12 protein-coding genes are annotated in these 14,367 nt (G+C 70.5%); 6 read left to right on the top strand and 6 right to left on the bottom strand.

Translation table 11 applies throughout. From position 1 onward, the window contains the following. Window positions 1–2 precede the first annotated feature (2 nt). The 4 genes from IWH25_RS16135 to hrcA all read right to left on the bottom strand — a co-directional run bounded on the left by IWH25_RS16135 (window position 3) and on the right by hrcA (window position 5,066). Entirely contained in the window at window positions 3–1,613 is a 1,611-nt protein-coding gene (locus IWH25_RS16135; protein WP_203386784.1) for a methyl-accepting chemotaxis protein, read from the bottom strand. Window positions 1,614–1,704: 91 nt separating this feature from the next. Continuing rightward, window positions 1,705–2,766: an EF-hand domain-containing protein gene (locus IWH25_RS16130; protein ID WP_203386783.1), complete on the bottom strand. Its 1,062-nt coding sequence runs from the start codon at window positions 2,764–2,766 to the stop codon at window positions 1,705–1,707. Between the two features lie 165 nt (window positions 2,767–2,931). Beyond that, window positions 2,932–4,038 (bottom strand): ferrochelatase, encoded by a 1,107-nt coding sequence (gene hemH, locus IWH25_RS16125; RefSeq protein ID WP_203386782.1) that lies wholly within the window; start codon window positions 4,036–4,038, stop codon window positions 2,932–2,934. After that, window positions 4,038–5,066 carry a heat-inducible transcriptional repressor HrcA gene (gene hrcA / locus IWH25_RS16120; protein ID WP_203386781.1) on the bottom strand — a complete coding sequence of 343 codons (1,029 nt, stop codon included), beginning with the start codon at window positions 5,064–5,066 and terminating at the stop codon, window positions 4,038–4,040. The genes hemH and hrcA overlap by 1 nt, the downstream gene beginning before the upstream one ends. A gap of 104 nt (window positions 5,067–5,170) precedes the next feature. On the opposite strand from hrcA, the gene IWH25_RS16115 reads away from it, so the two are divergent. Further along, a complete protein-coding gene (locus IWH25_RS16115; protein ID WP_203386780.1) occupies window positions 5,171–6,082 on the top strand; it encodes an NAD kinase in 912 nt (303 codons plus the stop codon). A 154-nt stretch (window positions 6,083–6,236) separates the two neighbouring features. Beyond that, entirely contained in the window at window positions 6,237–7,910 is a 1,674-nt protein-coding gene (gene recN / locus IWH25_RS16110) for a DNA repair protein RecN (RefSeq protein WP_203386779.1), read from the top strand. Window positions 7,911–7,920: 10 nt separating this feature from the next. Here recN and IWH25_RS16105 read toward each other — a convergent pair whose 3' ends face one another. Next, a complete protein-coding gene (locus IWH25_RS16105) occupies window positions 7,921–8,484 on the bottom strand; it encodes a TMEM165/GDT1 family protein (RefSeq protein ID WP_203386778.1) in 564 nt (187 codons plus the stop codon). Window positions 8,485–8,533: 49 nt separating this feature from the next. Further along, window positions 8,534–8,983: a ferric iron uptake transcriptional regulator gene (gene fur, locus IWH25_RS16100; protein ID WP_203386777.1), complete on the bottom strand. Its 450-nt coding sequence runs from the start codon at window positions 8,981–8,983 to the stop codon at window positions 8,534–8,536. Window positions 8,984–9,152: 169 nt separating this feature from the next. Here fur and IWH25_RS16095 point away from each other — a divergent pair, with 169 nt between their 5' ends. The 4 genes from IWH25_RS16095 to carA all read left to right on the top strand — a co-directional run bounded on the left by IWH25_RS16095 (window position 9,153) and on the right by carA (window position 14,365). Continuing rightward, window positions 9,153–9,629, top strand: a complete 477-nt coding sequence (locus tag IWH25_RS16095) for an outer membrane protein assembly factor BamE (protein WP_203386776.1) — start codon at window positions 9,153–9,155, stop codon at window positions 9,627–9,629. Window positions 9,630–9,643: 14 nt separating this feature from the next. After that, a complete protein-coding gene (gene dapB, locus IWH25_RS16090; RefSeq protein WP_203386775.1) occupies window positions 9,644–10,450 on the top strand; it encodes a 4-hydroxy-tetrahydrodipicolinate reductase in 807 nt (268 codons plus the stop codon). A 56-nt stretch (window positions 10,451–10,506) separates the two neighbouring features. Beyond that, complete coding sequence (locus IWH25_RS16085) at window positions 10,507–13,044, top strand: response regulator (RefSeq protein WP_203386774.1); 2,538 nt, start codon at window positions 10,507–10,509, stop codon at window positions 13,042–13,044. A gap of 163 nt (window positions 13,045–13,207) precedes the next feature. Beyond that, entirely contained in the window at window positions 13,208–14,365 is a 1,158-nt protein-coding gene (carA, locus tag IWH25_RS16080; protein WP_471219936.1) for a glutamine-hydrolyzing carbamoyl-phosphate synthase small subunit, read from the top strand. Window positions 14,366–14,367: the final 2 nt, after the last annotated feature.

Below are 14,367 nucleotides of genomic sequence, written 5' to 3'. Positions count from 1 at the left end.
GCTCACACCTTGAAGCGTCCGACCGTCGACTGCAGTCCCTGCGCCAGCGACTCCAGCGCCGCCGCGGCGCTCGCCGTCTGCTCCACCGCGCGGTTGTTCTCCTGCGCCCGCGAGGCGATCGCCTCGATGCTGTCGGCGACGCTGCGGCTGGTCTGCCGCTGCGCGTCGGTGGCGCGGGCGATCGCGTCCAGCCCGTCGCCGACCGCGCTGACCGAGCCGTTGGTCGCCTGTAGGATGTCGGCGACCGAGCCGATCGTTCCCTGGCTGGCGTCGATGTGCTGCAGCCCGTCGTGGATCGCCTGGTGCACGGTTGCCGCCTGCCCGGACAGGGTGGCGGTGATGCGGTCGATCTCCTGTGCCGACAGCGCCGATTTCTCGGCCAGCTTCCGCACCTCGTCGGCGACGACGGCGAAGCCGCGGCCGGCCTCGCCGGCTCGCGCCGCCTCGATCGCGGCGTTGAGCGCGAGCAGGTTGGTCTGCTCGGCGATGGCCTTGACCTCCTGCGTCATCTTGCCGATCGCCTCGGTGCTGCGCACGAATTCGTCGACCGTGTCGGCGGTGAGCCGCACCGTCTGCCCGACCTCGGACATCTCGCGCAGCAGGCGGGCTAGGCTGGCGCTGCCTTCTCCGGCGCGGCGCAGGCTTTCCTGCGACTGGTGGTTGACGCGGTCGGCGTTCTCGGCGATCGCGGTGATGCTCTGCAGCATCGATTCGACCGCGTCGGCGGCCTGCGCCGCCTGCCCGTTCTGCCGGTGCGAGGCATCGGTGACCTGGCGCGACGCGGCCGACAGTTCGTGCGCCTGCGCCGACACGTGGCGCGCCGAATCGCTGACCTGACGGACCAGGCGGCAGAAGTTCTCCATCATCTCGTTGAAGATCGCCGCGGCCTGGCCGATCTCGTCGCGGCCCTTGACCGGCAGCCGCCGCGTGAGGTCCCCCTCGCCGCGGGCGATGTCGGCCAGCCCGTCGGTCAGCTGCTGCAGCGGCTCGGTGACGAAATGGCGGGTCAGCAGCCAGATCACCGCCAGCAGCAGCACGCTGACGCCGGCGGCGGCGGCCGAGATCTTCAGGCGGAAGCTGGCGACCTCGTCCTCCACCTCGTCCAGCGAGACCTTCATGCTGACGACGCCGAGGACGGTACCCTCGGGCACCTGATGGCACGCCAGACAGTCCTTGCCGAGGTAGTCCTTCGCCGCCTTGGTCGGCGTGACCACGCGCAGGAAGGAGCTGTCGCCGGCGCGGTCGGCCTGCACGTAGGGCCGGCCGGAGACCATCACCTGCTGCTCGACGGCGTCGAGCTGGCGGTTCGACTTGGTGTCGGGGCCGTACAGCTTGACCACCGCCTCCGAGCGCGCGACGTGCAGGTCCTTGATGATCGACAGCTGCTTGATCTGGTCGAGGAAGACCTCGCGCTGGCCGACGGTGCCGGTGATCATCATCCCGGTCAGGCCGGCCATCGTCATCTCGTGGATGCTGCCGGCGAATGCCTGCGCCTGGCGGATGGCGGTCTCGCGGTTGACGGCGCTTTCCCAGGCGATCATGCCGGTCCACACGACGACCAGCACGAGCCAGATCGCTGCGGTCAGCCGCAGCCAGATTTTCCAGTTGGACATTGAAGCGGGCCTCCCTATGCCCGTCGTTGTCGTTGCGGCCCGGTTCTGCGCCCGGTGCCGCGCCTGAGGACGCCGACCCGCGGGGGCGGGGTCAGACGCTCAGGTCGATCTGCTGGATTGTGCCAGCGCCGCCGCTTTCGTGCAAAAAGACGCCGCTCGTGCGCACCTGGCCGAGGCTGTCGTTGCCGGCGTCGCGCAGCGCGAACGGCGTCGCCACGCGGGCCAGCGCGATCGCCCCGACGTCCGCCTGCGGCAGGGTTTTCAGCTCGCCGCCGCCGGTCGCATCCGGCGTCCACACGCGCAGCTGCGCATAGACGGCGTCGGCCTCGTCGATCCAGCCGTTGCCGTCGCCGTCGAAGGCGGCGAGGTCGGCGAAGCCGTCGCCGCTCTGTGCGCCGAACAGCTCGCGGCCGTCGTTGATGCGGCCGTCGCCGTTGCGGTCGAGCGCGAGGAAGCCGCTGCCGCCGGCAAGCCGGTTGATGCTGTCGGCGCTGCCGTCGGCGTCGAGGTCGAAGCTGAAGCGCTGCTCGCTCAACTGCGCGGCGCTGCCGGCGAAATTGACGACCAGCGGGTCCTTCTGCGGGCGGGCGGCGTCGCCGAGGCGCAGGCTGACGTTGCTTTCCTCGTAGTAGCTGCGCGACATCGCGAGATCGACCTTGAACGCGATCTCGCGGCCGTCGGCGGTGCGCACGATGCCGCTCGCCGCGAAGGTGGTCAGCTCGCTTTCGCGGTACGACTCGTGGTAGTCGTACTCGACGCCGAAGCCCTCCGGGCGGGACGGCGGTGCGGCGTTGGCGGCGCCGGTCGCGGTCGCCTCCGGCAGTTCGCCGTCGCGGCGCGGCGCGAGCTCGTGGGCGTCGAAGACGTGCGCCTCCTTGCCGGTCAGTATCCGGATCATTTCCCGCAGCAGGAGCAGGCGCGGGTCGTTCTCGGCGGCCTCGAGCGCCTCGTCGATGGCCTCGGCCTCACCCGACTGCGCGGCGCGGCCGGCGTCCGAGATCGTCACCTGCTCGCCGGGCGGGCGGCTGCGGCCGCCGCCCTCGACCTCGGGGCGGCGCTCGCCGACCCACATGCGCAGGGATTCGCGGACTTCGCGGTGCTGTTGCGATGCATGGGTCGTCGCCATCTGCATCTCGGCGCTGGTAATTCTCATGGTGGCCTTCCGGGGGGTGGATGGCCTGTTAACGGCAGCTTGCGGCGGCGGGTTGAGTCTACCCGGAGGTCAGTTTCGATGCGGGTTTCCGGCCGAAATCGCGTGCCGACGCCCGGCTGGCGGGCGCCTAATTATTGTGCGGCCCGCCGGGCGGGGCCGGCGAGGCTAGACCGTCGCGCCGAGCGCCTTGGCGCGCGTCGCCGACAGCCCGAGCGCGGTGGCGTCGGCCGCCTCGCGCGTCGGCCAGCCGCCGAGCTGCGCCTCGACCAGCGCGGCGAGCGCGGCGATCCAGTCGTCGCGCTCGTTGAGCGCCGGGATGTAGTGGTATTCCTTGCCGCCGGCGGCGAGGAAATCGGACTTGCCTTCGATCGCGATCTCCTCCAGCGTCTCCAGGCAGTCGCCGACGAAGCCGGGGCAGATCACGTCGACGCGGCGCACCCCCTCGCGGGCGAGCGCCTGCAAGGTCGGCGCGGTGTAGGGCTGCAGCCATTCGGCGCGGCCGAAGCGCGACTGGAACGTGATGCGGTACTGGTCGGGGCGCAGCGCCAGCGCCTCGGCGAGCAGGCGGCCGGTCTTCTGGCATTCGCAGTGGTAGGGGTCGCCCTTGTCCAGCGTGAAGCGCGGCACGCCGTGGAAGCTCATCAGCAGCCGGTAGCCGTCGTCCGGCCGGCCGTTCCGCATCCAGTGCTCGCGGATGCCGGCGGCGAGCGCGGCGATGTAGCCGGGGTCGTCGCAGAAGCTCCGCAGCACGCGTAGCTCGGGCTGGTTGCGCGTCGTCGTCAGCCAGCGGTAGGCCGCGTCGAACGCGGTGGCGCTGGTGCTGGCGGCGTACTGCGGATAGAGCGGAACCAGCAGGAAGCGCGTGCAGCCCTCGGCCTTCAGCCGGGCGAGCGTCGCCGGGATCGACGGCTGGCCGTAGCGCATCGCATAGTCGACGACCAGGTTGCGGTGCCCGGCGGCACCGAGGCGGCCCTTGAGCAGCTTGGTCTGGCGCTCGGTATGCACCTTCAGCGGCGAGCCTTCCGGGGTCCATACCGTCGCGTACTTTTCGGCGGACTTCGCCGGCCGCGTGTTGAGGATGACGCCGTTCAGGATCGGCCACCACACGGCGCGCGGAATCTCGACGACGCGCGGGTCGGACAGGAACTCGCGCAGGTAGGTCTTCAGCGCGGCCGGCGTCGGCGCCTCCGGCGTGCCGAGGTTGATCAGGACGACGGCGGTACGGGCCGGGGCGCCGTGGCGCCAGGCCGGCTCGGACAGGAATGGGCTCATCAGGAGTTCGCCTGGTAGGTGAGGGCGGAGGAGAGCAGGCGGGCGGTGATGTCGACGATCGGGATGACGCGCTCGTAGGCCATGCGCGTCGGGCCGATCACGCCGACCGAGCCGACCACCTGGCCGTTGACGGTGTAGGGGGCGGTGACGACGCTGCATTCGTCGAGCGGGGCGAGCCCCGATTCGCCGCCGATGAAGATTTGCACGCCGTCGGCGTTGCTCGACACGTCGAGCAGCTGCGCCAGCCCGGCGCGCTGCTCGAAGAGGTCGAACAGCTCGCGCAGGCGCTTCATGTTGGTCGAGAACTCCTCGACCTCGAGCAGGTTCTTCTCGCCGGAGATCACGCACGGCGCCTCGTTCGCCGACAGCGCCTCGTCGCTGGCGGCGAGCGCCGCGGCCATCAGCGACTGCAGGTCGCTGCGCAGCTGGCGCAGCTCGTCCTGCAGGCGGGCGCGGATCTGCGCGAAGTCCAGCCCGGCGAAGTGCTCGTTCAGCGTGTTCGCCGCCGTCGTCAGCTCGGCCGCGGAATAGGCGCGCTCGGTGAACAGGATGCGGTTCTGCACGTCGCCGTCGGCGGTGACGATGATCAGCAGGATGCGCTTCTCGGAGAGGCCGACGAATTCCAGCTGGCGGATGCGCGGACTCTGCCGCCGCGGCGCGGCGACGATGCCGGCGAAGTGGGTCAGCCCGGACAGCAGGCTGGAGGCGCTGCTGATCAGCTGCTGCGGCTGCGTCGGGTGCAGCAGGCCCTCGATCTGCTCGATGCTGGCCTGTTCCAGTGGCATCACCGTCAGGAGGCTGTCGACGAACAGGCGGTAGCCGCGCGGCGTCGGCACGCGGCCGGCCGAGGTGTGCGGGCTGGCGATGAAGCCGGCGTCCTCGAGGTCGGCCATCACGTTGCGCACGGTGGCCGGCGACAGGTCGAGGCCGGAATACTTCGACAGCGCGCGCGAGCCGACCGGCTCGCCTTCGGCGATGTACCGTTCGACCAGGGTCTTCAGCAGGATGCGGGCGCGTTCGTCGAGCATGGTCCGGGATTCTACAAAACAACGTCGCGCTAAGCCATGTGCGACCGCGAGCGGGGCGGCATCGGCGAGTGACTGGCGTCGGGGCGTATGGAATAATCCGGACCATGAATCAGCCCTACGGTTCCCGCAACCTGCCGCGCACGATCGCGCTCATCGGCCGTTACCAGAGTCCGGAAATCGCCGAGTCGTTGCGCCTGCTCGCCCGCTACCTCCGCGAGCGCGGCGTCACCGTGCTCGTCGAGGAGGAAACGGCGGCCAACATCGGCAAGCTGGCCGGCGACGAGCACTGGGTGCCGGGCAGCTTCGAGGCGATCGGTGCCAGCGTCGACGTCGCCATCGTCCTCGGCGGCGACGGCACGATGCTCAACGCCGCGCGCCGGCTGGCGCGCTACAAGGTGCCGCTGGCCGGCGTGAACCAGGGGCGGCTCGGCTTCATGACCGACATCGCGCGCGACGACATGCTGACCTGCATGGAGGATCTGCTCGACGGCCGCTTCGTCAGCGAAACGCGGATGATGCTCGACGCCGAGGTGCTGCGCGACGGCCGCGAGCTGGCGTCGAACATCGCGCTGAACGACGTGGTGATGGACAAGGGCGCGATCGGCCGCATGATCGAGTTCGAGCTCTACATCGACGGCGAGTTCATCTACAACCTGCGCGCCGACGGCCTGATCGTGTCCACGCCGACCGGCTCCACCGCCTACTCGCTGTCGGCCAACGGCCCGATCCTGCACCCGCAGGTCGCCGGCATCGCGCTGGTGCCGCTCTGCCCGCACGCGCTGACCAACCGCCCGATCCTGGTCGGTGACCAGGCCGACATCGAGCTGCGCATCACGCACGCCACCGACTGCCGCGTGCACTTCGACGGCCAGCTGACGGTCGACCTGGTGCGCGGCGACGCCGTCCGCCTGCACCGCTCGCAATACTCGATCTGCTTCCTGCACCCGCCCGGCTACAGCTACTTCGCGATGCTGCGGCAGAAGCTGCAGTGGAGCGCGCGCCCGAAAGGCACCTGAGGTGAAACGACCCCCACGCTCGACGTTCGCCAAGGGCTTCCCGTTGCGGGAAGCCCGTTCGGCTGGCGCGGCGCCATGCGCCGCGAATTCCCAACCTCACCCCCCCACGGGGGCGCAGGTCTCCCTTGGGGCGGCCCGGCAGGAGACCTGACCCATGCTGCAGCACCTCGCCATCCGGGATTTCGTCATCGTCGACCGGCTCGAACTCGACTTCGCCGCCGGCTTCGGTGCGCTCACCGGCGAAACCGGCGCCGGCAAGTCGATCCTCGTCGATGCGCTGGCCTTCGTCCTCGGCGAACGCGCCGATGCCGGCCTGATCCGCAGCGGCTGCGAACGCGCCGAGGTCTCCGCCGAATTCGCCGCCGCAGGCATTGCCGGTGCCGTCGCCTGGCTGCAGGAGCAGGCGCTCGACGGCGACGACGGCCTGATCCTGCGCCGCACGGTGGACGCCGGCGGCCGCTCGCGCGCCTGGATCAACGGCTCGCCGGCGACGGTGCAGCAGCTGCGCGAAATCTCCGAATGGCTGGTCGACATCCACGGCCAGCACGCGCACCAGTCGCTGCTGCGCAGCGAGGCGCAGCGCAACCTGCTCGACGCGCACGCCGGCCTCGCCGGGGCGGCGGCCGAGGTCGGCCAGGCCTGGCGCGGCTGGCGCGAAGCGCAGTCGCTGCTGGACGCCGCGGCGAACGGCGCCGAGGCGCTGCAGCGCGAGCGCGACGAGCTGGCCTGGCAAGTGCAGGAAATCGAGGGCCTCGCCGATGGCGAGCCGTTCTCGGCCACCGGCTGGGACGCGCTGAACGCCGAGCACCGGCGGCTCGGCTACGCGGCCGGACTGATCGAGGGCGTGCAGTTCGCGCTGGCGCAGCTTGCCGACGGCGACGCCGCGGCGGAGGCGCAGGTCGATCGCGTCGCCGCCCGCCTCGACGGGCTGGCCGGCTACGATCCGGCGCTGGCCGAGGTGGCGCAGCTGGTGCAGTCGGCGCAGGCCGAACTCGCCGAGGCGGTGTCGGCGCTGCGCCGCTACGCCGACCGCGCCGAACTCGATCCCGGCCGGCTGGCCGAGGTCGAGCGGCGGATCGAGGCGGTGCTGGCCTGCGCGCGCAAGCTGCGGGTCGCGCCGGAGGCCCTGCCGGAACGCCTGGCCGAGGCGCGCGCGCGCCTGGCCGAGCTCGGCGAAAGCTCCGACATGGCGGCGCTGGCAGCGCGCGTCGCCGCCGCACGGCAGGACTACGAGCGCCTCGCCGGCAAGCTGTCGGCGGCGCGCGGCAAGGCGGCGAAGAAGCTGTCCGAGGAAGTGAGCCGGATCATGCAGCAGCTGGCGCTGGCCGGCGGCCGCTTCGAGGCGGCGCTGCTGCCGGTGGCCGGCGGCGCCGCCTACGGGCTGGAGCAGGTCGAGTTCCGCGTCTCCGGGCTGGCCGGCGGCGAGGCGCGGCCGCTGGCGAAGGTCGTCTCCGGCGGCGAGCTGTCGCGCATCAGCCTGGCGATCCAGGTGGTGACCAGCCGCGCCGCGGCGGTGCCGACGCTGATCTTCGACGAGGTCGATGTCGGCATCGGCGGCGGCGTCGCCGAGGTCGTCGGCCGCCTGCTCGGTGAGCTCGGCCGCGACCGCCAGGTGCTGTGCGTCACCCACCTGCCGCAGGTGGCGGCGCGCGCGGCTTGGCAGTGGCAGGTGGCGAAGGAGAAGGATGTCGCCGGCAGCCGCGTCACCAGCCGCGTCACGCCGCTCGATGCCGGCGGCCGCGTCGAGGAGATCGCGCGCATGCTCGGCGGCGTCGAGATCACGCCGATCACCCGCCAGCACGCGCAGGAGATGCTGGCCGCCGAATGAGGTGGCGGCGTCAGGCGACGCGGGCGAGGGTCAGCACGCCGGTGGCGGCGAACAAGGTCGCCGCCGTCCAGCGGATGGTGCGCAGCGGCAGGCGGTGCGCCAGCTTCTCGCCGACCAGTACCGCCGGAATGTTGGCGGCGAGCATGCCGATCGTGGTGCCGAGGACTACCCAGGCCAGCGCGTCGAACTTGGCGGCCAGCGCGATCGTCGCGAACTGCGTCTTGTCGCCCATCTCGGCGAGGAAGAAGGCGATCGTCGTGGTCACGAAGGCGCCGGCGTGCGTCGATTTTGGCGCCTCGTCCTCGTCGAGTTCGTCCGGCTTCAGCGTCCACAGGCTGAAGGCGATGAACACCGCGCCCGTCGCCCAGCGCAGCGCGTCCGGCGACAGCAGCGAGCCGATCCAGGTCCCGACCCAGCCGGCCAGCGCATGGTTGGCCAGCGTCGCGGCGAGGATGCCGGCGATGATCGCCCACGGGCGGCGCAGGCGGGCGGCGAGAACGAAGGAGAGCAGTTGCGTCTTGTCGCCGATTTCGGCGAGCGCGACGAGCAGCGTCGAGGCGAGGAAGGCGTCCATGGGCTGACAGCACCGTCGCCGGTGCTCCGCGGAAAAGGGTCGTGGGGGGTCAGCCGGCGGGTGTCTTGCCGCCCTTGCCGCGGTTCGGGCAATCGGCCTTGGTGCACTCGGCGTAGAGGTAGAGCGCGTGCTCGTGGATCGCGAAGCCGCGCTCCTTGGCGATCTTGGCCTGCCGCCGCTCGATTTCCGGGTCGCAGAACTCCTCGACCTTGCCGCAGTTGATGCAGACCAGGTGGTCGTGGTGGTGGCCGGCGTTCAGCTCGAACACCGCCTTGCCCGATTCGAAGTGGTGCCGCTCGAGCAGCCCGGCCTGCTCGAATTGCGTCAGCACGCGGTAGACGGTGGCCAGGCCGATGTCCATGCCCTCGGCGAGCAGCATGCGGTAGACGTCCTCCGCGGTCAGATGGCGGACGTCGGTGTTCTCGAACAGTTCGAGGATTTTCAGTCGGGGGAAGGTGGCCTTGAGGCCGATGCTCTTCAGGCTGTCGGGGTTGCTCATCGCGTGTTCGGCTCGGCGGAGCGCGGGTGGTTTTCGGTTATGATATACCGCTTGGCGGGGCTTTGCGACATGAGCACCCGCCGCAGACGGCGGGCGCGGGCGGCGGGGAGGCCGGACGGAGCCTACGCAGCCGGTGCCTCCCCGGATCCTTTTGACTGCATCGTTACGCATGATTTCATCGAGATTTTTCGTCGCCTTCGCGGCCATGCTGCTGCTCGGTGCCTGCTCCAACGTGCCGCGCATCGTCACCGAGTACCGCATCGACGTGCAGCAGGGCAACGTGCTGACGCAGGACATGGTCTCGCAGCTGCGCCCCGGGCTGACGCGCGACCAGGTCCGCTTCGTCCTCGGCACGCCGCTGCTCGTCGACATGTTCCACGCCGACCGTTGGGACTACGTCTATAGCCTGCAGAAGGGGCGCACCAAGGAAATCGAGCGGCGGCGCTTCACCGTCTTCTTCGACGGCGACGGCAAGCTCTACCGCGTCGCCGGCGACGTCGTCGCCGACCAGAATGCCGGCAGCGAGACGGTGCCGGAAGAGAAGTCGCGAGTCATCGATCTCGGGTCGATTTCCGCCGACACGCCGATGCCGCCGCCGGAGGAAAAGGGTTTCTTCGGCCGGATGATGGAAAAAGTGGGTTTTTGAGGTGAGTGCCTGAAATGAGCGGTGTGCGTGTTGCAGTGGTGGGCGCCAACGGGCGCATGGGGCGGATGCTGATCGAGGCGACGCTGAAGGATGGCGAGGCCTCGCTGGCGGCGGCCTTCGACCGTCCGGGCAGCCCGGCGGTCGGGCGCAACGCCGGCGAACTGGTCGGCCTGCCGAGCGAGGTCGTCGTCAGCGACGATTTCGCCGGCCAGATCGCCCGCGCCGACTGCCTGATCGACTTCACCCGTCCCGAAGGGACCCTCGAGCATTTGCGCACCTGCCGCGACCAGGGCGTCGGCATGGTGATCGGCACCACCGGCTTCGAGGCCGAGGGCAAGGCGGCGATCGCCGCGGCGGCGAAGGACATCCCGATCGTCTTCGCGCCGAACATGGCGGTCGGCGTGAACCTCGTCTTCAAGCTGCTCGATACTGCGGCGAAGATCCTCAACCAGGGCTACGACATCGAGATCGTCGAGGCCCACCATCGGCACAAGATCGACGCCCCGTCCGGCACCGCGCTGCGCATGGGCGAGGTGGTCGCCGCGGCGCTCGGCCGCGACCTCAAGGCCTGCGCCGTCTATGGCCGCGAGGGCGTCACCGGCGAACGCGACCCGTCGACCATCGGCTTCGCCACGGTGCGCGGCGGCGACATCGTCGGTGACCACAACGTCATGTTCTGCGGCCTCGGCGAACGCGTGGAGATCGCCCACCGCGCCGGCAGCCGCATGCCGTATGCGCTCGGCAGCCTGCGCGCGGCCCGTTTTCTCGCCGGCAAGCGGAACGGGCTGTACGACATGCAGGATGTCCTCGGCCTGCGCTAGGGCTGCCCGCTGATGCCGCGGCCGCGCTTCCGGACTCGTTTCAGGGGGCTGCGGCCGTGATCCGTTCGGCCTTGCTCCGCTTCCAGATCCAGGAAGCCTTTTCCGCGGCGACGCCGGAGATCGCCCTCGACCGCCTGCAGCAGCTGGTCGCCGCCGATCCCTCGCTGGACAAGCTGATGCAGCAGATCGATGCCGCCTACGGCCGCTTCGGCACGCTGCAGCAGGTTTCGGCCGAGGTCGGCGGCGTCGTCGTTTCCGAGTGGGACATGAAGCGCGGCCGCATCGAGTCCGGCAAGGCGTGGAAGGCGCTGCTCGGCTACGCCGCCGGCGACGTGCCGGATACGCTGACCGCCTGGCGCGCGCTGATCTGTCCGGAGGATCTGGCCCGGCTGATGGCCGAGATCGGTGCGCACGTGCGCGACGGGACGCCGAAGTTTTCCGCGCAATGCCGCGGCCGCCTGCAGGACGGCAGCTGGCGCTGGCTGCGCGTCAGCGGCCGCGTCGTCGCGCGCGACGGCGACGGCGAGCCGGCGCGGCTGGTCGTCGTCCAGGAGGATATCGACGCCGAACGCCGCCTCGAGGATTCGCTGCAGGCGGCACGCGACGCGGCGGAAGCGGCGGGGCGCGCACGCAGTGCCTTCCTCGCCAACATGAGCCACGAGATCCGCACGCCGATGAACGGCATCCTCGGCATGACCGAGCTGGCGCTCGACACCGAGCTCGATGCCGAGCAGCGCCACTACCTGGCGACCGTCCGCTCGTCGTGCGAGGCGCTGCTGACGATCGTCAACGACATCCTCGACTTCTCCAAGATCGAGGCCGGCAAGCTGGAAGTCGAGCGCGTCGAGTTCTCGCTGTCGGAAGTGGTCTTCGAAGCCGTCCGCTCGCTGGCGATCGGCGCCCAGCAGAAAGGGCTAGACGTCACCGTCGATATCGATCCGGAGCTGCCGGCGCGCATCTGGGGCGATCCGGTGCGGCTGCGCCAGGTGCTGACCAACCTGGTCGGCAACGCGATCAAGTTCACCGAGACCGGCGAGATCGGCGTCGTGCTGCGCCAGGAGCAGGCGGCGCCGGAACGGGTGACGGTACGGTTCTCGGTGCGCGACACCGGCATCGGCATTCCGCCGGACAAGCAGCAGGAGATCTTCCTGGCCTTTTCGCAGGCCGACGTATCGACCACCCGGCGCTTCGGCGGCACCGGCCTCGGCCTCGCCATTTCGGCGCGCTTGGTCGAGCTGATGGGCGGCCGCCTGGCGGTGCGTAGCCAGACCGGGCAGGGCAGCGACTTCCATTTCGTCGTCGGCTTCGGCGTCAGCCAGCCGGCCGCGGCCCGCCGGCTGCCGGCGGCGCTCAGCGGACAGCGCATGCTGCTGATCGGCGAACCGTGTGCGACGCTGCGCCTGCTCGCCGCCGACTTCACGCGCTGGGGCATGCAGCCGTCGCCGGTCGCCACGCTGGCCGAGGCGCGCGCGCTCGCCGACAAGTGGCGGGAAGCCGGATTCCCGTTCGCGCTGGTGGTCTGCGATGCCGCGGTCGTGCTCGCCGACGGTGGCGCGGCGGTCGCGGACTGGCTGGCCAACGGCGGCGAATCCTTCGTCGTCCTCGTCACCGTCGCCGGCCAGCGCGAGCAGCTGCCGCAGCTGAAGACCCTCGGCCTGTCGACCTACGTCGTCAAGCCGGTGGCCGCTGACGACATGCTCGACGCGGTGGCGCTGGCGGCCGGCGGCGACGGCGGACTGCAGCTCGACGACTTCCACATCGATTCGGCGCTGCATGCGGCCGCCGTCGAGGGCAACGGGCTGAACGTGCTGCTGGTCGAGGACAACCCGGTCAACCAGGAGCTGGCGCTGCGCCTGCTGCAGCGCGGTGGCCACCGCGTGACGACGGCGGCGAACGGCCAGGAGGCGGTCGAGCTGTTCGACACCCAGAGTTTCGACGTGATCCTGATGGACATGCAGATGCCGGTGATGGGCGGCATCGAGGCGACCGAGGCGATCCGGGCGCGCGAGCTGCGCCGCAGCTGGGTGGCGTCGGGGCCCGACATCCGGCTGACGCCGATCATCGCGATGACCGCCAACGTCATGGCCGGCGACCGCGAGCGCTGCCTGCAGGCCGGGATGAACGACTACCTGGCGAAGCCGATCCGGCAGAACGAACTGTTCGACGCGCTGTCGCGGGTCACTGGCAGCGAGGTCGCCGCGCAGCGCGCGCCGGCGGTGGCGCCGGCGGCCGGCGGCAGCGGCGCGATCGACATCGCGGCGGCGACGCGGGATCTCGGCGACGTCGACCTGCTGCGGGAAATGGCGCGCATGCTGCTGGCGCAATGGGATGCCGACGTCGCGGCGATCGAGAAGGCGGTCGCGGTCGAGGACGCGCGGCTGCTCAGCCGGGCGGCGCATACGCTGAAGGGCTTGCTGGCGATGTTCCACGCCGAAGGCGCGCGGCGGGCGGCACAGGCCGTCGAGCAGGGCGCCCGGGAGGTGCTGCAGGGGAGCGAGGCCGCCTCCTGGGCGGCGATCCGCACGGCGGTGAGCGGGCTGCACGGCGAGCTGGCGCGCGTCAAACCCGAGCTGACCTCGTTCGCCGGCGTCTGAGCGGTCCCGGCCGCCGTCCGGTTTGCCCTGAAAAGGGGCCTCCTGTATAATGACGCGGTTAAATACCAAACGAGCGGAAGGGTCACGAGCCCTTCCGCTTTTGCGCATCTAAAGCGCTGAATTTCCTCGCAGATTCGGCGCCACCACATCACAGGAGTCTTTCGTGTCGCTATCCGCGTTGCTGCCGCCGTTCCCGCCCGCCCTGCTCGCGCTAGCCGACGGTACCGTGTTCCGCGGCTTTGCCATCGGCGCCGAGGGCAGCACCAGCGGCGAGGTGGTGTTCAACACCGCCATGACCGGCTATCAGGAAATCCTGACCGACCCGTCGTACTGCCGCCAGATCGTCACGCTGACCTACCCGCACATCGGCAACACCGGCTGCAATGCCGAAGACTGGGAGTCGCGCGCCAACTTCGCCGCCGGCCTGGTCATCCGCGACCTGCCGGTCCGCCCGTCGAACTGGCGGATGACCGAGACGCTGCCGGCGTACCTGAAGAAGAACGGCATCGTCGCCATCGCCGGCATCGACACCCGCGCGCTGACGCGCGTGCTGCGCGAGAAGGGGGCGCAGGCCGGCTGCATCGTCGCCGGTGCGGCCGACGAGGCGAAGGCGGTCGCCGAGGCGCGCGCCTTCCCCGGCCTCGCCGGCATGGACCTGGCCAAGGTCGTCTCGGTCGATTCGCCGTACGCGTGGAGCGAAGGCGAGTGGTCGCTGACCGGCTTCCAGCCGCTGCCGGAGCCCGGGTTCAACGTCGTCGCCTACGACTTCGGCGTCAAGCGCAACATCCTGCGCATGCTCGCCCAGCGCGGCTGCCGCGTCACCGTCGTGCCGGCGCAGACGCCGGCCGCCGAGGCGCTGGCGCTGAAGCCGGACGGCATCTTCCTGTCCAACGGCCCGGGCGACCCCGAGCCCTGCGACTACGCGATCGCCGCGATCCGCGAATTCCTCGCGCGCGGCGTGCCGACCTACGGCATCTGCCTCGGCCACCAGCTGCTGGCGCTCGCCTCCGGCGCGAAGACGATGAAGATGAAGTTCGGCCACCATGGCGCCAACCATCCGGTCAAGGATCTCGACACCAACCAAGTGCTGATCACCAGCCAGAACCACGGCTTCGCCGTCGATCCGGACTCGCTGCCGGCCAACCTGCGCGCGACGCACGTGTCGCTGTTCGACGGTTCGCTGCAGGGCGTCGCCCGCACCGACGTGCCGGCCTTCTCGTTCCAGGGACACCCGGAAGCCAGCCCCGGCCCGCACGACGTGGCCTATTTGTTCGACCGATTCATCAAGGCGATGCAAGACAAGCAGGCCGAGGGGAAGTAAGA

The sequence above is a fragment of the Azospira restricta genome, from assembly GCF_016858125.1.
GTDB lineage: Bacteria > Pseudomonadota > Gammaproteobacteria > Burkholderiales > Rhodocyclaceae > Proximibacter > Proximibacter restrictus.
The sequence above is the reverse complement of the archived record's forward strand: the minus strand, read 5'-3'. Positions and strand labels throughout refer to the sequence as shown.

What these genes read in the sequence shown, in the direction of transcription:
- IWH25_RS16135 (WP_203386784.1), bottom strand. Translation starts at nt 1,613, where the DNA reads ATGTCCAACTGGAAAATCTGGCTGCGGCTGACCGCAGCGATCTGGCTC.
- IWH25_RS16130 (WP_203386783.1), bottom strand. Translation starts at nt 2,766, where the DNA reads ATGAGAATTACCAGCGCCGAGATGCAGATGGCGACGACCCATGCATCG.
- hemH (WP_203386782.1), bottom strand. Translation starts at nt 4,038, where the DNA reads ATGAGCCCATTCCTGTCCGAGCCGGCCTGGCGCCACGGCGCCCCGGCC.
- hrcA (WP_203386781.1), bottom strand. Translation starts at nt 5,066, where the DNA reads ATGCTCGACGAACGCGCCCGCATCCTGCTGAAGACCCTGGTCGAACGG.
- IWH25_RS16115 (WP_203386780.1), top strand. Translation starts at nt 5,171, where the DNA reads ATGAATCAGCCCTACGGTTCCCGCAACCTGCCGCGCACGATCGCGCTC.
- recN (WP_203386779.1), top strand. Translation starts at nt 6,237, where the DNA reads ATGCTGCAGCACCTCGCCATCCGGGATTTCGTCATCGTCGACCGGCTC.
- IWH25_RS16105 (WP_203386778.1), bottom strand. Translation starts at nt 8,484, where the DNA reads ATGGACGCCTTCCTCGCCTCGACGCTGCTCGTCGCGCTCGCCGAAATC.
- fur (WP_203386777.1), bottom strand. Translation starts at nt 8,983, where the DNA reads ATGAGCAACCCCGACAGCCTGAAGAGCATCGGCCTCAAGGCCACCTTC.
- IWH25_RS16095 (WP_203386776.1), top strand. Translation starts at nt 9,153, where the DNA reads ATGATTTCATCGAGATTTTTCGTCGCCTTCGCGGCCATGCTGCTGCTC.
- dapB (WP_203386775.1), top strand. Translation starts at nt 9,644, where the DNA reads ATGAGCGGTGTGCGTGTTGCAGTGGTGGGCGCCAACGGGCGCATGGGG.